At 68.9% G+C, this 24344-nt stretch carries 24 protein-coding genes; 9 read left to right on the forward strand and 15 right to left on the reverse strand.

From position 1 onward, the window contains the following. Window positions 1-107: 107 nt before the first annotated feature. Window positions 108-773 carry a hypothetical protein gene (locus QJS31_RS13885; RefSeq protein ID WP_306356876.1) on the reverse strand — a complete coding sequence of 222 codons (666 nt, stop codon included), beginning with the start codon at window positions 771-773 and terminating at the stop codon, window positions 108-110. Between the two features lie 303 nt (window positions 774-1076). Then, window positions 1077-1652 (reverse strand): TetR family transcriptional regulator, encoded by a 576-nt coding sequence (locus QJS31_RS13890; RefSeq protein ID WP_282778133.1) that lies wholly within the window; start codon window positions 1650-1652, stop codon window positions 1077-1079. Window positions 1653-1758: 106 nt separating this feature from the next. Between QJS31_RS13890 and QJS31_RS13895 the strand changes: the two genes are divergently transcribed. Continuing rightward, on the forward strand, window positions 1759-3192 hold the full coding sequence (locus QJS31_RS13895) for an FAD-dependent monooxygenase (protein ID WP_282778132.1): 1434 nt from the start codon (window positions 1759-1761) through the stop codon (window positions 3190-3192). 1 nt (window position 3193) lies between these two features. Here QJS31_RS13895 and QJS31_RS13900 read toward each other — a convergent pair whose 3' ends face one another. The 6 genes from QJS31_RS13900 to QJS31_RS13925 form a co-directional block, all read right to left on the reverse strand. Further along, window positions 3194-5020 (reverse strand): multicopper oxidase family protein, encoded by a 1827-nt coding sequence (locus tag QJS31_RS13900; RefSeq protein ID WP_306356877.1) that lies wholly within the window; start codon window positions 5018-5020, stop codon window positions 3194-3196. 157 nt (window positions 5021-5177) lie between these two features. Further along, a complete protein-coding gene (locus tag QJS31_RS13905) occupies window positions 5178-6329 on the reverse strand; it encodes an acetyl-CoA C-acetyltransferase (RefSeq protein ID WP_306356935.1) in 1152 nt (383 codons plus the stop codon). Between the two features lie 42 nt (window positions 6330-6371). Continuing rightward, window positions 6372-6986, reverse strand: a complete 615-nt coding sequence (locus QJS31_RS13910) for a TetR/AcrR family transcriptional regulator (protein WP_029925372.1) — start codon at window positions 6984-6986, stop codon at window positions 6372-6374. A gap of 36 nt (window positions 6987-7022) precedes the next feature. After that, window positions 7023-7757, reverse strand: a complete 735-nt coding sequence (locus tag QJS31_RS13915) for a hypothetical protein (RefSeq protein ID WP_282778128.1) — start codon at window positions 7755-7757, stop codon at window positions 7023-7025. 120 nt (window positions 7758-7877) lie between these two features. Continuing rightward, window positions 7878-8672 (reverse strand): SDR family oxidoreductase, encoded by a 795-nt coding sequence (locus tag QJS31_RS13920; protein WP_306356878.1) that lies wholly within the window; start codon window positions 8670-8672, stop codon window positions 7878-7880. After that, complete coding sequence (locus QJS31_RS13925; protein ID WP_306356936.1) at window positions 8669-9889, reverse strand: acyl-CoA dehydrogenase family protein; 1221 nt, start codon at window positions 9887-9889, stop codon at window positions 8669-8671. Before QJS31_RS13925 ends, QJS31_RS13920 begins: the two co-directional genes overlap by 4 nt. A 70-nt stretch (window positions 9890-9959) precedes the next feature. Between QJS31_RS13925 and QJS31_RS13930 the strand changes: the two genes are divergently transcribed. From QJS31_RS13930 to QJS31_RS13950, 5 genes are all read left to right on the forward strand, one after another. Beyond that, a complete protein-coding gene (locus tag QJS31_RS13930) occupies window positions 9960-11615 on the forward strand; it encodes a FadD3 family acyl-CoA ligase (RefSeq protein ID WP_306356879.1) in 1656 nt (551 codons plus the stop codon). Beyond that, window positions 11612-12493: an enoyl-CoA hydratase gene (locus QJS31_RS13935; protein ID WP_306356880.1), complete on the forward strand. Its 882-nt coding sequence runs from the start codon at window positions 11612-11614 to the stop codon at window positions 12491-12493. Before QJS31_RS13930 ends, QJS31_RS13935 begins: the two co-directional genes overlap by 4 nt. Beyond that, window positions 12494-13624: an acyl-CoA dehydrogenase family protein gene (locus QJS31_RS13940; protein ID WP_282778121.1), complete on the forward strand. Its 1131-nt coding sequence runs from the start codon at window positions 12494-12496 to the stop codon at window positions 13622-13624. It abuts the gene before it with no gap. A gap of 16 nt (window positions 13625-13640) precedes the next feature. Next, window positions 13641-14663, forward strand: coding sequence for an acyl-CoA dehydrogenase family protein (locus tag QJS31_RS13945; protein WP_306356881.1), 1023 nt, complete (start codon window positions 13641-13643; stop codon window positions 14661-14663). Window positions 14664-14919: 256 nt separating this feature from the next. Further along, on the forward strand, window positions 14920-15963 hold the full coding sequence (locus QJS31_RS13950) for an acyl-CoA dehydrogenase family protein (protein WP_306356882.1): 1044 nt from the start codon (window positions 14920-14922) through the stop codon (window positions 15961-15963). Window positions 15964-16083: 120 nt separating this feature from the next. On the opposite strand, the gene QJS31_RS13955 is transcribed toward QJS31_RS13950, so the two are convergent. Genes QJS31_RS13955 through QJS31_RS13965 form a run of 3 tightly spaced genes read right to left on the reverse strand, consistent with a single transcriptional unit; the run spans window position 16084 to window position 17745 of the window. Further along, window positions 16084-16929 carry a helix-turn-helix transcriptional regulator gene (locus tag QJS31_RS13955; RefSeq protein WP_282778114.1) on the reverse strand — a complete coding sequence of 282 codons (846 nt, stop codon included), beginning with the start codon at window positions 16927-16929 and terminating at the stop codon, window positions 16084-16086. Next, window positions 16926-17426 (reverse strand): DUF6879 family protein, encoded by a 501-nt coding sequence (locus QJS31_RS13960; protein WP_282778112.1) that lies wholly within the window; start codon window positions 17424-17426, stop codon window positions 16926-16928. Before QJS31_RS13960 ends, QJS31_RS13955 begins: the two co-directional genes overlap by 4 nt. Continuing rightward, window positions 17416-17745, reverse strand: coding sequence for a hypothetical protein (locus QJS31_RS13965; RefSeq protein WP_282778111.1), 330 nt, complete (start codon window positions 17743-17745; stop codon window positions 17416-17418). Before QJS31_RS13965 ends, QJS31_RS13960 begins: the two co-directional genes overlap by 11 nt. Before the next feature lie 219 nt (window positions 17746-17964). Here QJS31_RS13965 and QJS31_RS13970 point away from each other — a divergent pair, with 219 nt between their 5' ends. Both QJS31_RS13970 and QJS31_RS13975 read left to right on the forward strand, forming a co-directional pair. Then, complete coding sequence (locus QJS31_RS13970) at window positions 17965-18465, forward strand: hypothetical protein (protein WP_282778110.1); 501 nt, start codon at window positions 17965-17967, stop codon at window positions 18463-18465. Window positions 18466-18608: 143 nt separating this feature from the next. After that, window positions 18609-18875, forward strand: a complete 267-nt coding sequence (locus QJS31_RS13975) for a hypothetical protein (RefSeq protein ID WP_282778108.1) — start codon at window positions 18609-18611, stop codon at window positions 18873-18875. Here QJS31_RS13975 and QJS31_RS13980 read toward each other — a convergent pair. Continuing rightward, window positions 18872-20269 (reverse strand): amino acid permease, encoded by a 1398-nt coding sequence (locus QJS31_RS13980; RefSeq protein ID WP_282778107.1) that lies wholly within the window; start codon window positions 20267-20269, stop codon window positions 18872-18874. The genes QJS31_RS13975 and QJS31_RS13980 overlap by 4 nt on opposite strands. A gap of 221 nt (window positions 20270-20490) precedes the next feature. On the opposite strand from QJS31_RS13980, the gene QJS31_RS13985 reads away from it, so the two are divergent. Continuing rightward, window positions 20491-21243 carry a DUF427 domain-containing protein gene (locus QJS31_RS13985; RefSeq protein ID WP_282778105.1) on the forward strand — a complete coding sequence of 251 codons (753 nt, stop codon included), beginning with the start codon at window positions 20491-20493 and terminating at the stop codon, window positions 21241-21243. A gap of 97 nt (window positions 21244-21340) precedes the next feature. On the opposite strand, the gene QJS31_RS13990 is transcribed toward QJS31_RS13985, so the two are convergent. Genes QJS31_RS13990 through QJS31_RS14000 form a run of 3 tightly spaced genes read right to left on the reverse strand, consistent with a single transcriptional unit; the run spans window position 21341 to window position 24311 of the window. Continuing rightward, window positions 21341-23353: an ABC transporter ATP-binding protein gene (locus QJS31_RS13990; protein WP_306356883.1), complete on the reverse strand. Its 2013-nt coding sequence runs from the start codon at window positions 23351-23353 to the stop codon at window positions 21341-21343. Beyond that, window positions 23353-23526 (reverse strand): hypothetical protein, encoded by a 174-nt coding sequence (locus tag QJS31_RS13995; RefSeq protein ID WP_306356884.1) that lies wholly within the window; start codon window positions 23524-23526, stop codon window positions 23353-23355. The genes QJS31_RS13990 and QJS31_RS13995 overlap by 1 nt, the downstream gene beginning before the upstream one ends. After that, window positions 23523-24311: an ABC transporter permease gene (locus QJS31_RS14000; protein WP_306356885.1), complete on the reverse strand. Its 789-nt coding sequence runs from the start codon at window positions 24309-24311 to the stop codon at window positions 23523-23525. Before QJS31_RS14000 ends, QJS31_RS13995 begins: the two co-directional genes overlap by 4 nt. Between the last annotated feature and the right edge of the window lie 33 nt (window positions 24312-24344).

Below are 24344 nucleotides of genomic sequence, written 5' to 3' on the forward strand. Positions count from 1 at the left end.
GCGAGCACCGGGAGGCCCGACCCCCACGAGCGTGAATGAGATTTCGACGTGCGCACCCGGCCGGGAGCCGACGATCGGCGACGAGCAACCGGTCCCGGTGCGGCGGGCTAGAGGCCGTAACGCCGTCGGATGTGTGGGGGTAGGGCGTGCGGGTTCTCATCGGTGCTGTCGAGGTCGTCACCGGGAAGTTGCCGCGGCTGGCGGGGCGCGGGTCGAGTGGGCCGCCGCGTCGGCGGGTGGGGCTGTGCTTGCCCACCCTGCGCCCCTGGCGCGGACTGCCCGAGCGCACCGGTTGCGGGCGGGAGCACACCGGTGGGTGGTGTAGAGCCGACCACGGCCCCACACCGCGTCGGCACGGCGGATGGTGCCGGGTCGCTTGCGGGCTGCTGCCGCATCGACCGGGCGGGATGCCGCCGCGTGCGCTCGGCGGACTCCGCCTCGATCTCGATGAAGTGGTGCAGCGCCGCGGCAATGGTCGGGTCGGTGACCAATTCCCGGCGCAGGTCCGCCACCTGGTCGGCGGCCTGCCGTAGGGCTTCGGTATGCGCGGCCGAAATCGCCTGTGCCAGCACCGGATCAGCGAGCTCGAGGGCGGTGATGCGGCCATCGGAGGCGACCTCGATTCGAATCCCGGCCGACACCGCCGCCCCGCGCACCCGCTCGATCCCGTCCTGCACGCGGCGGGCCGTGCGCGCGATCTCCTCGAACCGTCCGGCCACCGATGCCGACATGCCGACCTCACCTCCCGCGCTGCCGTCCACCGGCATCGACACTCCAACCGCACCACTGCGCTCCCCGCACGACCACCCCCCCAAGTCATCCACGTCCACCTCGCACACGCGCCGGATCACCCACGCACCCCCGTCATCCGTGCGACCCACGTCGCCGAGCGCCGGATCGCCCGCACGGTCGATGCCATCTACGCGGCAGAGTTGTCCGCGACGGCCACTTCACCCGCACGCTCGGCGTCGGCACTCATACCTGCGCGGCTCGGTCGTAACGTGGCTCGGGTCGCACGATCCATGGTGGTCGATCCGGTGCTCGTCGGGGGCGGATCGGGTGTTCTCGCACCGGTTTCAGGCGGATGGGTTCGGGGTTCCGTCGAAGTAGCGCTGCACCGTGGGGCCGAGCCAGGTGACGAGTTCGTCGGTTCTCATGGCTACCACCGGGGGCAGGCGCAGGACGTAGCGGCACAGGGCGACGCCGAGCATTTGGGTGGCGATGAGGCCCGCGCGGGTGATCGCGTCGGCCGGTGCGGCGCCGCGCGCCACGATCATGGGCACCACCTGGCCGCCGAACACCTCGCGCATCTTCTGGGCCGCACCGTCGTTCGTGACCGCGGCGCGCAGCAGGGCGGCGAGGGATTCGTCGGTATCCCAGCGCTGGACGGCGAAGGACACCAGGGCCGTGCCCAGTTCGGAGATGGGGACGTCGGCGAAGTCCGGGAGCCGCAGGTCGATATCGGCAGCCAGGGCGAACAGTTTGTCCTTGGAGCCGTAGTAGCGCATCACCATGGCCGGGTCGATGCCGGCGTCGGCCGCGATGGCGCGAATGGTGGCGCGGTCGTAGCCGTCGCGGGCGAAGCGTTCGCGCGCCGCGGTGAGGATCGCGGCCCGAGTCGCGTCGGACCGTCTGGTGCGTTCCGCAGTCATGTCAACAAGTGTAGGCCAACAAGTGTTGACCAAACGCCGTCGTGGCTCTATCGTTGTCAACAAGCGTTGGCCAACAGATGTTGACCGAATAATACCCTTGGAGGACATGATGATTCCCGAAAAGACCGATGTCCTGGTGATCGGCGGCGGACCCACCGGACTCATGCTCGCCGGGGATCTCGCGCGAGCGGGCGTCACGGTGACCCTGGTGGAGAAGCACGCGCACGGCTCGGAACTCACCCGCGCGTTCGGCGTGCACGCCCGCACCCTGGAGCAGTTCGACGCCCGCGGCATCGCGGACGAGGTACTCACCGGCGGAGCCACCCTGGACAAGCTGCGGCTGTTCGAGCACGCCGTGGTCGATCTGGGCAAGCTGCTCGACAGCCGCTTCCCCTACCTGCTCATCACCCCGCAGACCCACGTCGAGGACGTGCTGCGCAAGCGCGCGCTGGAGGCGGGTGCGAACCTGGTGACCGCCGCCGAACTGATCACCTTCACCGACACCGGTGACGGCGTCGACGCCGAGGTGCGCTACGAGGATTCGGTCCACCCCGTGCGGGCGCGGTACCTGGTGGGCGCGGACGGCTACCACAGCCGGGTGCGCGAAACCCTCGGCCTGGAGTTCCCCGGCAAGTCGGTGCTGAAGTCCATCACGCTGGCCGACGTCCAGCTCAGCGAACCGCCCCAGGATGTGCTGGCGGTCAACGGCGTCGGCGACGCCTTCGCCTTCATCGCGCCCTTCGGCGACGGCTGGTACCGGATCTTCGCCTGGAACCGCCGCAATCAGGTGCCCGACAGCGAACCGGTGACGCTGGAGGAACTGCGCGAGGTCGTCACCCGGGCGCTCGGCACCGATTTCGGCATGCACAGCCCGCGCTGGCTCTCGCGCTTCCACAGCGACGAGCGGCAGGTCGAGTCCTACCGGGTCGGCCGGGTGTTCCTGGCCGGCGATGCGGCGCACGTGCATTCACCCGCCGGCGGTCAGGGCATGAACACCGGCATCCAGGACGCCGCCAATCTGGGCTGGAAGCTCGCCGCGGCCGTGCAGGGCTGGGCTCCGGAGGGCCTGCTGGACACCTACCACGCCGAACGGCATCCGGTCGGCGCGGAGGTGCTGCGCAGCAGCGGCGCCATCATCCGCGCGGCCATGCTGGAATCCAAGCTCGGGCAGCTGGTGCGCAACACCCTGGCCGGTGGCGCGCTGTCGCTGCCGCCCGTCGCGCACAAGGTGGCCGGATCGCTGTCGGGCATCGGGTTCGCCTATCCGCGCAAGCACGGCACGGATCACCTGGTGGGCACCCGCGCCGCCGATATCGAGCTCACCGACGGCCGGCTCTACGAGGCGCTGCGCGACGGCAAGTTCGTCCTGGTCACCGCCGCCGCGACGGCGGTACACGGGCAGGACGACCGGGTCCGGATCGCCGTCGCCGCGGACCCCGACCAGCGGCCCACGCTGGTCCGCCCGGACGGCTACATCGCTTGGGTCGGAGCCCGGGGCGCCGTGGATCTGGATGCGGCACTGGCGGATTGGGTCCACTGAGTCAGGACAGGATCCGAATCTGCGACATCATGTCGTGGTCGGCGTGGTCGAGATTGTGGCAGTGCCAGACATAGCCGCGAATCTCCGGAGCCGCCACGGAATGTCCACCGTGCATGCCGCCGGGTGCGATCGCCTCCGCACCCGGCGGCACACGCAGTGCGGCATCCGGATCGAAGCCCAGCTCCGCCACCGACGGCCAGTGCACCAGCACCCGGGTGATGGTGTCGGTCGGGCACTCCACCGTGTCCTTCCAGCCGTATTCCCATGGCGGTGGCAGCTGCTGAGGGCCGAGCGCGTACGGATCGGCCGACGGGGCCCAGCGAATTCCGAAGGCGGGCGGCAGATTCGACCACCAGTAGGCCGAGGTGAGAATGGGCTGCCGCCCGAGCACCCGCATCCGCGCCAGATGGATGTGGATGGGATGGTCGAAGGGCGTGCTGTTCACGATGTCCCACTGCTCCACCGATCCCGCCCGCGCCCGGTCGATGTCCTCGGTGAGGAACGGCAGATTGTTCTGCGACATCATGGTCGGGAAGACGGCGGCCGCGCGCGAGTCGTCGTTGAGTCCGAGCAGCGTCATGGTGCGCACCGACTGCGGAACCGCCATCGGCGCAAGCGGTTCCGGCAGTAGCGGACCACCGCGCAGCACCGGCGGCACGACTGCTGGCGGCCCGCTCCCGGCCACCGCGAACCGCATGATGGGCCGCAGCTCCGGCACCATGAACACGGTATTGCCGAGGTCGTTGTAGGCGGTGTTGATCAGGTCCACGGTCTCGCCGTCGCGCATGCCGCTGAAATCGACGAGCAGGTCCACTCGCTCCCCCGGGCTGACGCGAATGGACGGCGTCGCAACCGGCGCGTCCAGCAGTCCGAGATCGGTGCCGATGGCCCACAGCGGCAGCCCGTTGGTGAGCTCGAAAATATAAGGGCGCGAATTGGACCCGTTGAGCAGCCGGAACCGGTACAGGGTGCGGCGCACCTCCAGGCGCGGCCAGACCACCCCGTTCACGCACGCCACGTCGCCCAACTGCCCGGACTGGTTGTAGCCCTCGGGAATGTAGATCCCCACCATGGGCTGGATGCTCCCGTCCGGGTTGAAGGTGCGGTCCTGCACGATCAGCGGGATCTCGAACTCCCCGGCGGGCAGTCCGAGCGGATTGTCCGCCGCTCCGGTGTCGAATTCGTCCCGCACGTAATACATTCCGGCCAGCCCCGCCTGGATGTTGAGCCGGGTGATCCCCATGGCGTGATCGTGATACCACAGCGTGGCGGCCTCCTGGCGATTGCTCGGCTCGTAGGTGGCGCGGCGGCCGTTGCGCCAGGTGACGAGCGGATGCCCGTCGGCGTCCGGGGCGTTCGCGCCGCCGTGCACGTGCACCGTCATGCGGGGATCGGTGCGATCCAGCTCGGTGACGCCGTGCATGGTGAGGTCCACGTGCGAGGCGAGCACATGGGTGCCGAGTTCATTGCGAAAGCTGATGCGAGCCGGGCGATCTCGCCAGGCTTCCAGATTCGGTCCCAGATACGCCCGGTCGTAGCCCCAGGTGCGGGTTTCCGGCAGGTCGCGATGGAAGCGGTGCGTCCCCGACCGGGCCGCGAAGTTCCCGGCGGCGGGGCGGGTCTCCGGAATGGGCAGGGCGTCCACGAAGGGTTCCAGGGGCGGTGAGTGATAGTTGAGCGGCGTGATGGGCGGCGGCGGGATCGGGGGCACCGGCAGCGGTGCGGGCGGCAGCGGGACCGGGGCACCCGCCGCGGGCACGGCGAAGCCCGATGCGGCGATACCGAGAGCCCCCATCAGGAACCCCCGTCTGGGCAGGTTCGCACTCATGACCACACCGATTCTGCGCCGCGGTACCCGAGAGAGACCGAGGCTCTGGCGTTTTCGTTATCCAACAGACTCATCGGCCCGGACGCCACCGCCATTACCCGCCGATACGGCGAACGCCGCGCACCCGGGGTGCACGGCGTCCGAATGCGACCGACGGTCAGCCCATGCGTTCGATGATCGTCACATTGGCGGTGCCGCCGCCCTCGCAGATGGTGAGCATCCCGTAGCGGCCGTTCACCCGCTCCAACTCGTTGAGCAGCGAGGCGAACAGCTTCGCACCGGTCGCGCCGAGCGGATGGCCGAGCGCGATCGCGCCGCCGTTGACGTTCACCTTCTCCGGATCGGCCCCGGTCTCTTCGATCCACGCCAGCACCACCGACGCGAATGCCTCGTTGATCTCGATGACATCCATGTCGTCGATGGTCAGCCCGGTCTGCTCCAGCGCCCACCTGGTGGCCGGAATGGGCGCGGTGAGCATGAGGATCGGATCCGCGCCGCGGGCGCTCACGTGGTGGATGCGGGCGCGCGGGGTGAGGCCGTACTCCTGTACCGCCCATTCCGAGGCCAGCAGGGTGGCGCTCGCACCGTCGGAGATCTGGCTGGCCACCGCCGCGGTGATGCGGCTGCCCTCGGCGAGCGGCTTCAGGCCCGCCATCTTCTCCATGCTGGTCTCGCGCGGGCCCTCGTCGATCCAGAAGTCACCGACCGGCACGATCTCGCGGTCGAACTTGCCCTCGACGATGGCCTTGCGGGCGCGGTCGTGGCTGCGCAGCGCCCACGCCTCCATCGCCTCGCGGGAGATGTCCCACTTCTCGGCGATCATGTTCGCGGAATTGAACTGCGACACCTCACCGGTGCCGTAGCGGTGGTCCCAGCCCTGCGCGCCGACGAAGGGCGCGTCGAAGCCGTACTGCTGACCCGCGAGCATGGCGGCCGAGATGGGAATGGCGCTCATGTTCTGCACGCCGCCCGCCACGATCACCTCGGCGGTGCCGGACATGACGGCCTGCGCGCCGAAGGTGATGGCCTGCTGCGAGGACCCGCACTGGCGGTCGACGGTGACGCCCGGCACCGATTCCGGGTAGCCGGCGGCCAGCCAGGCGGTGCGGGCGATATTGCCCGCCTGCGGGCCGATGGTGTCGCAGCAGCCGAAGACCACGTCGTCGACCGCCACCGGGTCGATAGCGCTGCGGCCCAGCAGTCCCTGGATCGCCGCCGCGCCCAGGTCGGCCGGGTGCACCTCGGCCAGGGCGCCGCCGCGCTTGCCGACCGGGGTGCGCACGGCGTCGATCACGTACGCCTCGCGCATGGGGGCGTACCGGCGGCGGGTGGGTGCAGACATGAAGAACTCCTACTTGCTGGGCTGTTCGGGATTGGTCAGCCCGTCGAGCACGATGGTCAGATACTGCTTGGCCAGGCTGTCGACCGTGATGCGGCCGCCGGGGCGGTACCAGCGCACCGACACCCAGACGGTGTCGCGCAGGAACCGGTAGGCCAGTTCGATATCCAGTTCCGGCCGGAAGCTGCCGTCGGCGACGCCATTGGTCAGCACCCGGTGCCACAGCTCCCGGAACTCTTTGTTGTATTCCTCGATGTAGCCGAAACGCGGTGTGCCGCTGAGGCGTTTGGCCTCGGCCTGGTAGATCGCCACCGCGGCGTGCGATCGGTCGAACGATTCGTACGACGCGATCACCAGGGCTTCCAGGGTGTCGCGGGTGGGCAGGCCCGCGTCGACGATCTCCCGGTAGCGACCGAAGAGGTCGTCGAGGAAGCCGCGCAGGATTTCGTCCACCATCGCTTCCTTGGAATCGAAGTGGTGGTAGAGACTCCCCGATAGAATCCCCGCCGCGTCGGCGATATCGCGGACCGTGGTGGCGCGCAGGCCCCGCTCGGCGAAGAGATCGGCGGCCAGGCCCAGCAGCTCGCTGCGACGTGCTGATTTGGAGGGGTCAGGTGGTGGGGTCACCTCGCCAATATACAACCAAGCATTTGCTTGGTCGAGTCAGCGCACCGAGTAGCGCAGCGGCGAGGCGACGGAGAGGTCGGCCAGCAGGCGGTCGCAGATCACTATGGGCGAGATTCCGGCCCGGGCCATGCGGGCCACCAGGGCGAGACGACGTTCGGGGCTGTCCCATTCGACCGTGAGTGGATCGCGGCCCGGGCCCGCGTCCACGGTGGCCATGACCCGGGGGACACCGCCGTCACCGCGTTCCTCACTGAGCTTGAGCACCATGCCGCGCTGCCAGGCGCGGTAGGTCTCCATATCCGCGCCCACCACCAGCTTGTCGGTGGCGGCGCACAGCCCCTCGGCGATGCCGTCGGCGAAAGCCACATTGTCGTAATGGAATTGACGGCAGCGTCGAACCACCTCCAGCAGATCCGCCCGGACCTCGCACAGCAGGGCGGTGCGTTTGTGGCGGCGGCGCGCCTCCTCGCTGTCGCCGAAGGAGTCGCGGGACAGGCCGATTCGCCGCGCCCGTTCGCGATCACGGGCGAGGTCGTGGCGGAGCGCGCCACGCGGATCGCGGGTGACGTCTTCCTCCGCCACCGCGTGCTGTTCGAGAATCCGCGCCGCGCGCATGGCGGTGGCGCGCTCGGAATCGTGGTCCAGTAATTCCGCTCCCAGCGTGAGAGCGGCGAGTACGGCATTGTCGATACGGCGGCGCGCGAGTACCACCTCGCGCACCAGCTCGAGTTCCAGTTCTTCCTGGGCTTGTTGTCGCTGATCCCGACCCATGGGTCGCGCCCTTCGACGTGTGGCATCGGCCTAAACCAGGATTGCACACCGAGCGCATGGGCGCGCCAGCCATTTTCTTTCCTGTGGATAAATCAGCGATCCGACAGAAGGCGAATGAAATCAGGCGCGCTGACTGCTGATCGAAATGACTTCACCGGTCAGATAGGTGGTGTAGTCACTGGCGAGCATGGCGATGGTCGCCGCCACCTCCCACGGCTCGGCGGCGCGGCCGAAAGCCTCCTGCGAGGTGAGGTGATCGAGCAGATCGGCCGAGGTGACCTTGTCCAGGAAGGCGTGCCGCGCGATGCTCGGCGCCACGGCGTTGATCCGCACCCCGTATTCGGCCGCCTCGACGGCGGAGCAGCGGGTCAGCGCCATCACCCCGGCCTTGGCGGCGGCGTAGTGCGCTTGGCCGTGCTGGGCGCGCCAGCCCAGCACGCTGGCATTGTTGACGATCACGCCGCCGTGGGCCGCCTCGCGGAAGTACCGCAGCGCGGCCCGGGTGGCGCGGAAGGTGCCGTTCAGGGTGATGTCGACGACCCGGTCCCACTGCTCGTCGGTCATGTCGACCACGGGCGTCTCACCGCCGAGCCCGGCATTGTTGACCACGATGTCGATCCGCCCCAGCGCGGCCACGGCCCCGGTGAACAGCGCGTCCACCTGTTCGGTGCTGCTCACGTCGCAGGCCGAAGAGGCCACCCGGCGATCCGGGAATTCGGCCCGCAGCGCCGCCTCGGTCTCCTTCAGCCGACGTTCGTGCCAATCCGAGACGACCACGTCCGCGCCCTCGGACAGCAGCCGACGGGCGGTGGCGGAGCCGATGCCGGTGCCCGCGGCGGCGGTCACCACGGCGATCTTGCCGGCTAGCAGGCCGTGGCCGGGGGTCGGTTCGGGAGCAATGGACAAATCGGTCACGGCCGAGCCTCTCGCGGAAGTCCGAGCACCCGCTCGGAGATGATGTTGCGCTGCACTTCGTTCGATCCCCCGTAGATGGTGTCGGCGCGGCTGAACAGGAACAGCCGCTGCCAGGCATTGAGGTCGTCACCCGGCGCGTCGGCAATGAGGCCGGGCGCGCCGAGCACATCCATGGCCAGCTCCCCCAGGCCGCGATGCCAATTCGCCCACAGCAGTTTGGTGACCGACGCGTGCCCGGCGGCGGTGCGGGCGTCGACGGTGGCCGAGCCGTGGCCGTCGTCGAGGGTGCGCAGCACGTGGGCACGCAGCACCCGCAGCCCCACCCAGGCCCGGTCCAGCCGGTCGGCGATCACCGGATTGTCGATCGCCCCGTTCTCCCGCGCCACCGCCTCCAGGTCGGCGAGTTCGCGGGCGTATCGAATCGACTGCCCCACGGTGGAAATGCCGCGCTCGAAGGTGAGCGTGCCCATGGCCACCCGCCAGCCGTCGCCGGGCTGACCGACCACCAGATCGGCGGCGGTGCGGGCATTGTCGAAGAAGACCTCGTTGAATTCGGCGGTCCCGGTGAGCTGGACGATGGGCCGCACCTCGATACCGGGCTGCTTCATGGGCACCAGCAGGTAGGACAGCCCCCGATGCCGCTGCGATCCCTTCTCGGTGCGCGCCACCACGAAGCACCAGTCGGACAGGTGCGCCAGCGAGGTCCAGATCTTCTGCCCGGTGATCGACCACTCGTCGCCGTCCAGGTACGCGGCGGTGGACACGGCCGCCAGATCCGATCCCGCGCCGGGCTCGGAATAGCCCTGGCACCACAGTTCGGTGACACCGCGGATGCCCGGCAGGAAGCGCCGCTTCTGCTCCTCGGTGCCGAAGGCGATGAGGGTGGGACCGAGCAGTTCCTCGCCCAGGTGCGAGACCCGGCTGGGCGCGTCCGCCTTGGCGTACTCCTCGTGGAAGATGATCTGCTGCCGCAGGGTGGCGTCGCGACCGCCCCACTCCACCGGCCAGCCCAGGCAGGTCAGCCCGGCGGCGGCCAGGGCACGATCCCATTCGAGGCGTTCGTCGAAGGCTTCGTGTTCGCGGCCGGGACCGCCCAGACCGCGCAGTTCGCGGAACTGCCCGGTGAGGCTCTCGGCCAGCCATTCACGCACTTCGGCGCGGAATTCGGCGTCGCGTCCCGCCTCCATCCCACTGGCCGGTTCGGGGGTCTGGATCATGCTCACGTCGGTAGAGTAACCTACCAAGCACTTGCTTTGTTAGACCCATTCCCGGACGGCAGGAATTCCGATGACACCACCTCCGCAGACCACTCCGCTGGCTCTGCACGACGCGGCGCGCGCCTACGGCGATGCCCCCGCCGTCGTCGCCGGTGCCGTACGACTGAGCTGGGCGGAACTGCTCGACTCGGTGCGTGAGACGGCCCGGGCGCTGCTGGCGCGCGGGATCGGCAGCGGCGACCGGATCGGCATCTGGGCTCCCAATACGCACCACTGGGTGACGGCCGTACTGGCCACCCACTACGTGGGCGCGGTCATCGTCCCGCTCAATACCCGCTACGTCGCCGAGGAGGCCGCGGATGTGCTGGCGCGGGTGGACGCCAAGGCGCTGTTCATCGCGGGGCCGTTCCTGGGCCGCGACCGGCTGGCCGAATTGCGCGCAGCCGCACCGGATCTGAAGATCCGGACGATCATCGTGATACCGGGCGACACCGGCCCGGGCGGCACCGATGATGCCGGGGCGGCTGCCACGGATGATGCAGCCGCGATCGGCACGGGTGGCGTCGGCGCGTCCGCCGCCCGCACCGGCGACGACACGCTGACCTGGCGCGACCTGGCCGCGCTGGCCGAACAGGTGAGCACCGCGGACGCCGTCGCCCGCGCGGAATCCGTGTCCCCGGACGACCTTTCGGACATCCTGTTCACCTCCGGCACCACCGGCCGCAGCAAGGGCACGCTCATCGCGCACCGCCAGGCGCTCGCGGGCGCGCGGGCCTGGTCCGAATGCGCCACCCTGAACAGCACCGACCGCTACCTGGTGGTGCCGCCGTTCTTCCACAACTTCGGTTACAAGGCAGGCATTCTCGCGTGTCTGGTGACCGGTGCGACCATCGTGCCGCAGGCCACCTTCGACGTGCCCGAGACCATGCGGCTGGTGCAGGACCACCGCATCACGGTGCTGACCGGGCCGCCCACCATCTACCAGACCATCCTGGAGCATCCCGCGCGCCGCGACGCCAATCTGAGCAGCCTGCGGGTGGCGGTCACCGGCGCGGCCACCGTGCCGGTCGTACTCATCGAAAGAATGCGCACCGAACTGGAATTCGATGTGGTGCTCACCGCCTACGGGCTCTCGGAGTCCGGCGGCTTCGGCACCATGTGCCGTCCGGAGGACGACGCCGAGACCATCGCCAACACCTGCGGTCGCGCCATCGGCGACTTCGAGGTCGCACTCGCCGACAACGGCGAGGTGCTCATCCGCGGATCCCAGGTGATGCTGGGCTATCTCGACGATCCGGTGGCCACCGCCGACACCATCGACTGTGACGGCTGGCTGCACACCGGCGACGTCGGCACCCTGGACGGACGCGGCTACCTGAAGATCACCGACCGGCTCAAGGACATGTACATCTGCGGCGGGTTCAATGTGTACCCCGCCGAAGTCGAACAGGCCCTGGCCCGGCTCGATGGCGTCGCCGAGACCGCGGTCATCGGGGTGCCGGACGAACGGATGGGCGAGGTCGGCAAGGCGTTCGTGGTGCGCAAGGCCGGATCGGGCCTCACCGCCGACGACGTGGTGGCGCACGCCAAGACGCTGCTGGCCAATTTCAAGGTGCCGCGCTACGTCGAATTCCGTGATCAGCTGCCCTACAGCGCCGCCGGGAAGGTGCTCAAGCGGCAGCTGCGCGACGACACCGGCCGTGCGGAGAACGAGGAGAGAGCGTGAGCCAGGAACCAGGGCCGATCCCCGACGAGGGCGAGGTGGTGCGCTACGAGACGCGCGGACCGATCGCGATCGTCACCCTCAACCGACCCGACTACCGCAATGCGCAGAACTCGGTCATGACCTACGCCCTCGACGCCGCCTTCACCCGGGCGGTCGAGGATCCCGAGGTCAAGGTGATCGTCCTGGCCGGCGCCGGAAAGCATTTCAGTGCCGGACACGATATCGGCACGCCGGGACGCGATCACCACGTCACCTACGAGAACAAGGCCGCGCTGTGGTGGGACCACGTCGACCGCCGGGGCGGCGACCAGCGCTTCGCCCGCGAATCCGAGGTGTACCTGGGCATGTGCCGCCGCTGGCGGGAGATCCCCAAGCCCACCATCGCCATGGTGCAGGGCGCGTGCATCGCGGGCGCGCTCATGCTGGCCTGGTCCTGCGACATGATCGTGGCGTCGGAGGACGCGTTCTTCTCCGATCCGGTGGTGCGCATGGGCATTCCGGGCGTCGAGTACTTCGCGCATCCGTGGGTGCTGGGTCCGCGCCGCGCCAAGGAGATCCTGTTCACCGGTGAACGCTTCAGCGCCGCACAGGCTTACGAATGGGGCATGGTGAACCGCGTGGTGCCGCGCGCCGAACTGGAGAGCCACACCTTCGCCCTGGCCGAGCGGATCGCGGAGATGCCGCAGTTCGGCCTGGCGCTCACCAAGAAGGCCGTCAACCAGTGCGAGGACCTCATGGGTATGCGCGCCGGGATGGATTCCGTCTTCGGCCTGCATCACTTCGCACACGCACACAATGCCGAGGTCGGCGCGGATTCCCTGGGCGGCATGAACGCCAGGTCCATGAAGGCGGCCGCCGACCGGAACGGGGTGAGGTAGATGGATCTCGAATTCGATGCCAGGACCGAGGAATTCCGGCGCGAGGTGCGGGAGTTCCTGGCCGCCCACGTACCGGCCGCTCCGCTGCCGTCCATGGACACCGCGGCCGGTTTCGAGGCGCATCGGGCGTGGGAGGCCACGCTCGCCGACGCCCGGTTGTCGTGTGTGGCCTGGCCCGCCGAGTACGGCGGCCGGGACGCCTCGCTCACCGAATGGGTGATCTTCGAGGAGGAGTACTACGCGGCCGGAGCGCCCGGGCGGGTGAGCCAGAACGGCATCTTCCTGCTCGCGCCGACGCTGTTCGAACACGGCTCGCCCGAGCAGTTGGCTCGCATTCTGCCGAGAATGGCTCGCGCCGAGGACATCTGGGCGCAGGCGTGGTCGGAACCCGAGGCGGGCAGCGACCTCGCCGGGATCCGGTCCACCGCCAAGCGTACCGAGGGTGGCTGGCTGCTCAATGGCCAGAAGACCTGGAGTTCCCGTGCGTCCTACGCTGATTGGGGCTTCGGACTGTTCCGCAGCGACCCGGAGGCGCAGCGGCATCGCGGGCTGACCTATCTGATGTTCCCGCTCACCGCCGAGGGCGTCACCGTGCGACCGATTCCGCAGTTGGACGGTGAGCCGGGCTTCGCGGAGATCTTCCTGGACAATGTGTTCGTGCCCGATCGGGACGTGATCGGGGAACCGAACAACGGCTGGAAGGTCGCCATGGCCACCTCCAGCAATGAGCGCGGACTCTCGCTGCGCAGCCCGGGACGGTTCACCGCCACCGCGGCCAAGCTCATCGACCTGTGGCGCACCGTCGCCGACGGCTCCGACACCGCTGCCCGCGATCGGGTGGTGGACGCCTGGGTCGGCGCGGAGGCGTACCGGCTCAACACCTGGGCCACCGTCACCCGGCTCGCCGAGGGCGGCCAGCTGGGCGCGGAATCCTCGGTGAACAAGGTGTTCTGGTCCGACCTCGATATCGCCATGCACGAAACCGCGCTGGAGCTGCACGGTGCCGCCGCCGAACAGGAGTCGGCGTGGACCGACGGCTACCTCTTCTCGCTGGCCGGCCCGATCTACGCGGGCACCAATGAGATTCAGCGCAACATCATCGCCGAACGCCTGCTCGGCCTGCCGCGATAGTCGACCGGAGAACGACATGCGATTCGCTCTGACAGCAGAACAACTCGACTTCGCGGCCAGCCTGCGCAAGATGTGCGAGGCCGCCAAGACGCCGAATACGGTGCGCGGCTGGGCGGCCGGGGATCCGGCCGCCGGGAAGGCGCTCATCCGGCAACTGGCCGAGGCCGGTGCGCTCGGGCTCACCGTCACCGAGGACAACGGCGGCTTCGGGGCCGGTCCGGTGGAACTGGTGGTGGCGTGCACCGAGATCGGCCGGGCCGCCGTGCCCGGACCGCTGGTGGAGACGGCCGCGGTGCTTCCCGCACTGCTGCAAGCACTTCCGAGCACCGAACAGACCGGAGGCTGGCTCGGCGGCTTCGCCGAGGGAGCCGTACTGGGCACCATCGCCCTGCCCGCGCCGGGCACCGCCGCGGAACCGCTCGCCCTGGATGCCGATACCGCCGATGTGGTGCTGGTGGCGACCGGTGACCGGGTGTCGCTGGCCACGCCGCAGGAGCACATCCGGTCGGTGGACGCGGCGCGACGGCTGTTCCCCGTCATCGAAGAGACCGTGCTCGCCGAGGGTGAGGGTGTGCGCGCCGCCATCGACGCCGCCTTCGGCGCGGGTGCGCTCGCCACCGCCGCCCAACTCCTGGGGGCCGGACGGGCGCTGCTGGACATCAGCGTGGAGTACGTGAAGCAGCGCCACCAGTTCGGCAAGCCGATCGGGCAGTACCAGGCCATCAAGCATCATCTGGCGGACGTCCTCATCGGCCTCGATATGGCGCAGCCGCTGCTCTACCGGGCGGCACTCTCGGCACAGGACGCGACCGCGACCACGGCGCGCGACATCTCCGCGGCCAAACTGGCCGCTGGGGAGGCCGCGTACCGGGCCGCGCGCACCGCGCTCCAGGTGCACGGGGCCATCGGGTACACCGCCGAATGCGATCTGTCGCTGTGGATCACGAAGGTGACCGCACTGCGCTCGGCGTGGGGCACAGCGGATTTCCATCGGACCCGGATCGCCGAGGCGCTGCGCTCGGAAGGGTCGGCGGCGTGAGGCCGCCGAACACGCGCGGTACAGCGCGACGCCCCGGCACCGTGCGACACCCCAGCGCCGCCCAGTGGCGGGGCACAGCATCCCGTCCACGCCGACATCGGCACGGCGGGCGCGGTTCTCGCCCGGAGACCACTGTGCCCCGTAGCCACGCGGCTGCTCCCGTACACCGGAACGGTCACAGCGTGGGCGCTTGCACGCGGGGGCGGCGGCCGCACCCCACGCGGCCACACGCCGCTCGAACTGAAAGTGGTACCACATGGGTCTGAGTGCGGAGCAGCAGGAACTCGCGAGCACCGTGCGCGCGGTGTTGGCCAAACACGGGGACAGCGCCGCCGTGCGGCGCGGGCTCGATGGCCCGCGCGGATACGACGAGCAGCTGTGGTCGCTGCTGTGCGAACAGGTCGGAGTGGCGGCGCTGGCGATTCCGGAGGAGTTCGGCGGCATCGGGGCCGGACCGGTCGAATCCCTGCTCGTGGTCGAGGAATTGGGCCGCACGCTGAGCGCGCCGCCCATGCTCGGGTCGGCGGTGCTGGGAGTGCGTGCGCTGCTGCTCGCCGGTGACACCGAGGCGAACGAGCGGCTGCTGCCGGAGGTCGCCGAGGGTGCACGCACCCTCGCCCTGTGCTGGGCCGGGCGGCACGGCTGGGACGAGTTCGGTGTCGCGGCCACGAACGGAAAGCTCACGGGCACCACGCATTACGTGCTCGACGGGGCGTATGCCGACACCCTGCTGGTGCTCACCGCCGACGGACTCTTCGAGGTGGACGGTGCGGCGGACGGGGTCGCGCGGCAGACGATGCCGACCCAGGACCCCTCGCGGCGGCTGACCGACATCGGTTTCGAGGGCGTCACGGCGCGGCGGCTCGGCGGCATAGCCATGGACCGGTTGCGGGCGACCGCCTGGCTGGCGGTGGCCGCCGAGCAGGTCGGGGCGGCACAGCAGTGCCTGGACCTGACCGTCGACTACACCAAGTCGCGGGTGCAGTTCGGGCGGCCCATCGGCAGCTTCCAGGCGCTCAAGCATCGGATGGCCGATATGTACGTGCAGGTGGAGTCGGCGCGGTCGATCGCGCACCATGCCATCGCGGCGCTGGCCGCGGGTGACGTGGACGCGGTGGATGTGGCGGCGGCGCGACTGTACTGCACCGACGCGCTCAATGCGGTGGTGTCGGAGATGGTGCAGATGCACGGCGGTATCGCGATCACCTGGGAGCATGACGCGCATCTGTTCTTCAAGCGGGCGCACGGTCTGGCGCAGTTGTTCGGATCGCCCGCGCGGCCGCTGGCACGACCGGCTTAGCGGCGCATCTCCTCGGCACAGGCCGGTGGTCTCGGACGTTCGCCCTGGCCACCGGGCCTGTGCGGTATCTCACCGCGGGAATATAGTTAGCATACGCAATCATTGAAGTTCTGTCTCGCGTCAGCTCTGACCACTGGATCGCGCTTCGAGCGCCTGACGGATCAACGCTCGAGCAGCATCACCCGTGACCGACTGGCTTACCAGGACATCAAAGGTCCGGTGGTAGATCTTTATCTCTCGAGGTTGAGTGATACTCAGTTCCGCCGTAATCCCTTCGACCAACACCCTTTTCGAATCGAACATCACGAAACCGGTCGTGGCAGTCTCAAAGGGCGCTGTGCGCGGAATGATTCCCAATGTCACCCGTGGCATCCCCTGGACGGCTATCAGCCGATCCATCTGCCCCGTCATGGTCTGATCGTCACCGACCGTCGTATACAGCGCTTGTTCGGCAATCACGAAGTGGAACAGGCGTTCTCGCTGGTACAGGACCTGTTGACGCTCCATGCGCTTGGACACGCCCTGATCGAGATCGTTGGGTATCTGCTGAAACTCGATCACCTTTCGCAGGATGCCAGCCGCATAGTCCGCGGTTTGGAGTAGTCCGGGGATGAGAACCGGTTCGAACCACCGAAGTATCCGAGCCTCTGACTCCCACTTGATCGACGCCTGTTGGCGTCTCCTGGTTCCGGTGCTCAGGATCTTCCGCCACTCGAGGTACGCGGAATCGATATTTTGCCGAGTGGCTATCAGGTCTGCTAACTGGTCTTCAGCATTGCAGTGTCGGCAGTACGCTTCGAGGTCTTCGCGTGACGGCTTGATCTTGCCGTACTCGAGTTTGGAAACCTTACTGGCATCCCAACGGTTTCGGCGCGCCAGTTCCGCACCACTGAGCCCAGCATGAAAACGAATCTCCCGAAGCCGTGCCCCGAGAGATTCGCGCTGTCGATGAAGAGATTCCGTCACTGGTTGACGTACTCCGTATACGGCGTAGCCAGCGACCAGAACCGGTATTTGAGTTGACGACAGTAAGCGGCGATGTGCGGATCAGTGGTAACCGCGCCAGACCAGCCGCCCGACTGCCCGAACGCTGAGAAGATCACTAGTTCATCGTCGAACAACCAGAAGTCATCCGGTGGCACTTCACCCGCAAGGTGTCTGGGCAAGTACCTGATGTCCTCCCCCGCTTGGGTGTTCAGCTCCGCCACACTCAGCGCGAAGCGGGTGTAGTCGGTATGCGGCTCGGTGACGATACGGACCCTGGTCACCGGAACGCTCCGGCTGACCGTCTCCTGCACGAGATCTGTCCAGGGCTGGAACCAGGCGTAATCATCGGGTTCGTGTGCCAGGAACCGCCTGAGCGGTTCGTGCTCATACGGCTCGGCGTACGAGTCGAGCACCTCCAGGTGGAATGCCTCCCGCTTGCAGGTCCGGAGCAGGTCCGGAAACCCCTCATCGGGCACTAGCCGCACCGTAGAATGTCCTCTCTCGCTTGGGAACCGAGATCGCAGTTTCATCGTCGGCTAGATCCAGTTGGCTTAGCGTCTCGTGATCTGTGATCGGTTGGCCGGTAAGGATGAAGGTACCTCGACCGGTATCGGTCAGGGTTCCACCGATGAACGTGTCCGGCTCCAGGAAGCCGAGCAGCAGATGCGGCAGCTCTACCGTGTCAGCCCGGTCGGTCTTCCATGCCTGGATGACGTACCTGCGCTGGTCATCTACCAGCAAAGCGGGGCATCCGTTGTTGGTGCTTCCGCCTTTGCCCAGAAAACGCAATGACATCGCTTTCACCTCTCTGTGAACCGTGCTCGTTGATGCACGACGCCAATCAAGTCTGGCTCTGGCTCGCAGGCTATGACTAGTGAATACCTGAAACGTGCACGATTGAGCATGATCGTAGACGCTGGTGCCAGCCGCTCCTTAGCGTTTGATCGGGCGCTCGGGGGCGGTGCGGTCGACCCGCTCCCGGTCGCCGACCACCGACGAACCAAGGGGAGCGGGATGGCCAGGCGTAGCAGGCTCGGAGAGTTCCCCGGCGGCGTACTGGAGATCAGCGCCTACGACGATGACCCTGTAGACGGGCATCCAGGGGTGTATCTGGAGATCTACCACGCTGCCGACGACACCCAGCGAGGAACCGAAATGCGCTACCACGCAACCGCGATCGGATATCTGCGGACCGATGTATCTGGCGTGGCCCAGTTCTGGGACGAGTCGCAGATTCGTAAGCTGGCCGCTCGGCTCGGCTACGACTTCGCCGACATGATCGTCTACGACCCGAAATTCGGTCGGCCACCGCTGGCACGGCTGAAGGCCCAAGCCACCCGGCTCGACGCCGAAGCGGTCATAGTCCCCGGCCTCGAACACTTCGAGGGCGGACAGGTACCCGAAACACTGGTGCGCCAGGTAGCCGTGATCACCGTGACCCCGGAAGAAACCTACGCGCGGCGCGCTACGCCACATCCGCCGGATCTGCCGCCCGGCGCGGCGAACGGACCCTGAACACGCTCACCTGGGACCGTGCAGCGCCCCCCGACTCCACCGCCAACGCATCCAACTTCCCAGCGTCTGCGTGGTTGCGGGGCTTCCGGCGCGCGGTGTCGCACAATCTCGGAAAGGGCACCCGGCGGCGAGAGGGGTTCGCTATGGATGGCGGAACGTGGGTTGTGCTGATCATGGCGGTGGTGGCGGCGTTAGCGCCGATCTGGCTGCTGTGGTTGCGGCGGCGGAAGATCAAGCGGTACGGGATCGGTGGCGGGGAGTTCAACCATCCGTTCGCGACCTTGGGATACGGGGGTGTACCGCCGGGAACGGTTATCCAGGAGGACTTCGGCGGGCCGGGGAAGTCCGAACCGATCGGGCGAGGTTCGGACGATCCCGATGACGAACCCGACATACGCCGCCACGACTAATGGTGCAGGACCTCGACCTCGCGGGTCGGGGGCTTGCTGCCGAACTTGGCGCGCAGGGGGTAGAGGGCGGCTACCGCCAGGAGGCTGATGGTGGAGGCCAGGAGTTGGTTGCGCTGGTCGGGGTTGCGGGCCATCGCTATGAAGACGATGGCGATGGCGGCGATGACGAGCCAGCTGAGATAGGGGTAGCCCCACATTCGGTAGGTGAGGGCCGAGGGGTCCTCGCGGCGGAGGCGGGCGCGAAGACCCAACTGGGAGAACATGATCGCCACGTAGACGAAGGCCAGCACCACGCCGATGGAGTTCACCAGGAAGGTGAAGACCTGGTCCGGGGAGACATAGGAGGCGATGACCGCGCCCCAGGCGGCGACGGTGCCGAGCAGCACCGCGCGGGCGGGGACGCCGCGCTTGTTCACCTTCACCAGACCGGCGGGGGCGTCGCCGTCACGGGTGAGGACGTAGAGCATGCGGGACGAGACGTAGATGGCCGAGTTGAGCACCGACAGCACGGCGGTCAGGATGACCACCTGCATGATGGTGCCCGCGGCGGGCACACCCATGTGGTCCAGGGCGCTGACGAACGGACTCTTCAGCACCTCGGCGTCGTTCCAGGGCAGGATGCAGACGATGAGGAAGATCGAGGCCACGTAGAACAGGCCGACCCGCCACAGCACGTTGTTGGTGGCGCGGGCGACGACCTTCCCCGGCTCCTTGGATTCGGCCGCCGCCACGGTGACGATCTCGGTGCCGCCGAAGGCGAACATCACCACCACGATGGCGGAGAACACGCCGGCGATGCCATTGGGCACGAATCCGCCGTGCCCGGTCAGATTGTGCAGGCCGCCGTCGGCGTCGGGCCACAGACCGAACAGGTACACCGCGCCCAGCACCAAAAACAGCACGATGGCCACGACTTTGATGGAGGCGAACCAGAATTCGAATTCGCCGAAGGACTTCACCGACACCAGGTTGACGGCGGTCATGATCACCAGCAGCGCGGCGGACAACACCCACTGCGGCAGGTCCACCCATGCGCCGAGGATGGCGGCACCGGCCACGGCCTCCGCGCCGACCAGGATGACGTACAGGTACCAATACAGCCAGCCGACCACGAATCCGGCGAACGGCCCCATGGACATGCGCGCGTACTCGGCCAGCGATCCGGCCACCGGGCGGGCCACCACCATCTCGCCCAGCGCCCGCAGCACACACAGCACCAGCAGCCCGGCCGCCGCGTAGGACAGCACCGCGGCGGGTCCGGCGGTCTGGATGACCGAGCCGGAGCCGACGAACAGGCCCGCGCCGATCGCGCCGCCGATGGCGATCATCGTCATATGACGTCGCCGCAGGCCGGGCCGCAGCCCCTCCCGCTCCTGTGTGATCGGCACCGTCACTCTGACCGCCACCTTCTGGGTTGTTGCTCGAATGTTGCGGCTACACCATATCGGCCCTGGTCATGCGACCAGAACCCGAGGTGTGAGCTCGGCCGCCGAGGGGACCCGCCGTTCGCGGTCCCGAACTCGGCAGGGCGGAGCGGGGTGATCCGACGTCCCCGAGGTGCGCCGACGGCCGGAGTCGGGCGGGCGCAAACGAATTCGGCGTAGCGTCGGAAGGTATGAGCGAGACGAATCGGAGCGGGGTCCGCGTCGAGCCGTGTGCCAAGCGCGTGCGGAGCTATCTCGGAGGTCACCTGGTCGCCGACACCCGCCATCCAGTCCTGGTGTGGGAACACCCCCACTACCCCACCTACTATCTGCCCGCCGCCGACCTGACGGCCAAGCTCGAGCCGTCCGGCGACGCCCGCGGCTCCACCGAACTCGGCGACGGCACCGTCTTCGACGTGCTGGCCGACAATGCCACCGCCTTCGGCGCGGCCGTGCGCTACCTGGACTCCCCCATACCGGAACTGCGGGAGTTGGTGCGGCTGGACTTCGACGCCATGGACGCCTGGTTCGAGGAGGACGAGCCGATCTACGTCCACCCGCGCGATCCCTACAGCCGGGTGGACGTCCTCGCGAGCTCGCGCCATATCCGCGTGGATATCGACGGCACCACCGTCGCCGACTCCCGCAACCCGCGCATCCTCTTCGAAACCGGGCTGCCCGCACGGTATTACCTGCCGATGACCGATGTGCGCATGGATCTGCTGCGCGAGTCCGACACCACCAGTCAGTGCCCGTACAAGGGGACGGCCTCGTACTGGAGCGTGCGGATCGGGGAGAAGGAGTATCCGGACATCGTGTGGGGGTATCCGACGCCGCTGCCGGAGAGCCAGAAGGTTGCCGGGCTGGTGTGCTTCTACAACGAGAAGGTGGACATCTGGGTGGACGGCGAATTGCAGGCCAGGCCCGCCAGCCCGTTCAGCTGAGAAGCGGCGCGACCCGGGGATCGCGGTCGAGCCGCCCGCCCCGGCCTCGGTCCCACGTCGGGCCACCCGGTCCGGCGGCCGTGTCAGCCCGCTCGAGTCAGCCCGCTCGAGTCAGTGCGCCCGGGGCCAGCAGGGCGCGGGTGGTCTCGTGCGCCGGGGCCGCGAAAACGCTTGCCGTATCGCCGGATTCCACCACCCGACCGGTGTCCAGCACGGTGACGGTGTCGGTGCGTTCGGCGATGAGCGGCAGATCGTGCGCGATGAGCACCAGGGCGAGCCGATGGCTTACGCGCAGCCCGGCCAGCAGGTCCATGATCGCCGCGCCGGTGCGGTCGTCGAGCGCGGAGGTCACCTCGTCACAGATGAGCACATCCGGCTCGGCGGCCAGCGCCCGCGCGATGGCGACCCGCTGCCGCTGCCCGCCGGACAGTTCGTGCGGATACCGCCGCGCGAAGTCCGGCGACAGCTCGACCTGCCGCAGCAGCTCCGCCACCCGCTCCGCGCGCTCCCCCGCCGCGCAGCGCCGATGCAGCCGCAGCGGCCGCCCCAGCGTCTCCCCCACGCTCCGGCTCGGATTCAAGGCCCCCAGCGGCGACTGCGGCACCAACTGCACCCGCCGCCGCTGCTCCCGGCTCCGCCGCCGCGACTCCCGACGCAACGCCACCCCGTCGAGCGTCACCGTCCCCCGCTCGGGCGGATGCAAACCCACCACCGCCCGCGCCAGACTGGTCTTTCCCGAACCGGACGGCCCCACGATCCCGACCGCCCGCCCCGCACCGACGGCGAGGCCGACACCGTGCAGCACCCGCTGCCCGCTCCCGGCGAAGGCCACCTCCAGCCCCCGCACCACCAGCAGCGAATCCTTTTCCAGGGCAGCGGCTTCCGCACCACACCACGCTGCTGCGAGCAGGCCGGAATCGCTCTCATCGGCCTGCGAGCCGACGATAACCACCCCGCCCGGACCACCGAGCCGCAGCTCCGAGCCATCACCCGTGCCGAGCGTCGCTCCCGACACCTCCGTGGTCGAAGCCGACGGCCGCGATGCGCCCACGGCACCCAGATCGCCGCCGACACGTCCGCCTGCGCGGGCAGCACCGTCTTGATCGCCCGTGTGACTGTCGACGGCTCCTGCCGCGACTCGGTCACCGGCCGGGTCCTCGCTCCGCCTCGGCGTGGGTCCGCCGCAGTCAGCGGGGACGCTGTTCGCCGACTCCGGCCTTCCCGCACGGACAGGCGAGCATTCCGACGGCATATTCCCGTCCGAGGTCGCCGCCGTTGGCGCTGACCCGGTCCGTTCGACCGGTGTGCCGGTATGGGCGGCCTCGGATTCGGCACAACGGTCCGTGGCCGGCGCGGGCGAGTCACCCGCGAACGTCGGGGCGGCCCGGGTAGCCGCGCCGGTGGCGGTATGGACCGAGGGGCCGCCCGGTTCGAGGTGGATTTCGGTGTCCGCGATGCGGTCGACCAGGGCGCGGTCGTGGCAGGTGAGGACGATGGCCAGGGCGCGGGTGTGGGCCAGGGCGCGGAGCAGGTCGGCGATGTCGTCGCGGAGTTCGGGGTGCAGGCCCGCGGTGGGTTCGTCGAGCAGGAGGACGTCGGGACGGCGGGCCAGGGCGCGGGCCAGGGCCACGCGGCGCTGCTGACCGCCGGAGAGGGCGGCGGGGCGGCGGGTGGTGAAGCGGCGGTCGGTGGGGAGGCGGACCTCGGTGAGCAGGTCGGTCACCGTGGACGGGTCGGCGGCGAGTTCGCGGACGAGGGCGCGTACGCGCATGCGCGGATTGAGGGCGGACCCGGGGTCCTGGCCCACGAAGGCGATGCGGGTGCGGCGAAGCTCGCGCAGAGCAGTGGTGTCCAGGGCGAATACGTCGCGGCCGAGCACCTCCACGGTGCCGCCGGTGCGGGTGGTGCCGGGCGGCAGCATGCCGGTGAGCGCGCGCAGCAGGGTGGTCTTGCCCGCGCCGGAGCGTCCGGTGAGCGCCACGACCCGGCCGGGCTCGGCATCGAGGGACGCGTCGCGCAGCAGCATCCGCCCGTCCGTCGCGGCGACCGCGAGATTGCGCACCCGCACGGCGGGGTGGCCGGGCGGCGTGGTGGGACCGGCGTCGGGCATCAGCGTTTGGTCGCCTCCCGGCCGAGTTGGACGGCGCGCACGACGCGTGCGAGGCCGGGACGATCCGCGGGCGCCGCGCCGTCGGCGGGCAGGGTGAGGGTCTGTTCCTCGTGCTCCGGCGTGATCTCGTCGCCGGGCTGGAGCTGCCGCTTGGGTAGCCGTGCGGAGTTCATCGCAGGCTCACCGCCTTTCGTCCTACCTGTGGTGTCAGGGCGGCCGCCGCGAGATTGACGCTCATGGCGAGCACCCCGACAAGCAGACTAGGGGCGATCACCGCCCAAGGGTTGAGGAGGACGCCGGGACCGTTCTCCCGGATCATGAGTGCCCAGTCGGCGGCCGGGGGTTGCGGACCGATCTGGAGAAAGCCCGCGGTCGCCACGATATAGACGGCGGCCACGAACCGCAGCCCGAACAGAGCCAGCAGAATGGCACGCAGATTGGGCAGCACCTCGCGGAACACCAGGTGCCACAGGTGTTCACCGCCCGCGGCGGCGGCCTCGACGTAGCCGGATGCCGCGATGGGGGCCGCCGCGCCGGTCACCAGCCGCACCGCGTAGGGCACCCCCAGCACCACCGCCGCCGTGATGATCGCCACTCTTCCCCCGCCCGGCCATGACAGTGCGATGAGCAACAGCCCGAGCACGGCGGGCAACAGGATGAGCAGATCGGCCGTCCGGTCGACCACCCGCCCGACCCCCGGCCGCAGCGCGCTCACCGCACCCAGCCCCGCCGCGACCACGGTGACCAGCACGGCGGCCAGCAGAGCCGAGACCACAAGTTCCCGTCCACCCGCCAACACCCGGCTCCACACATCCCGCCCGAGCAGATCACCGCCGAGCGGGGCGGCACCGCCCGGTTCGGCATACGGCCCGGTCACCGGAACGTCGATGGGATGCGGAGCCAACCACGGCCCGGCCAGCGCCAACCCCACCAACACCAGCGCGGGCAGCAACCGCACGACGAACCACAACCGTGCACGAGGCCGGAGAGT

Source organism: Nocardia sp. CC213A (genome assembly GCF_030766805.1).
Taxonomy (GTDB): Bacteria; Actinomycetota; Actinomycetes; order Mycobacteriales; family Mycobacteriaceae; genus Nocardia; species Nocardia otitidiscaviarum.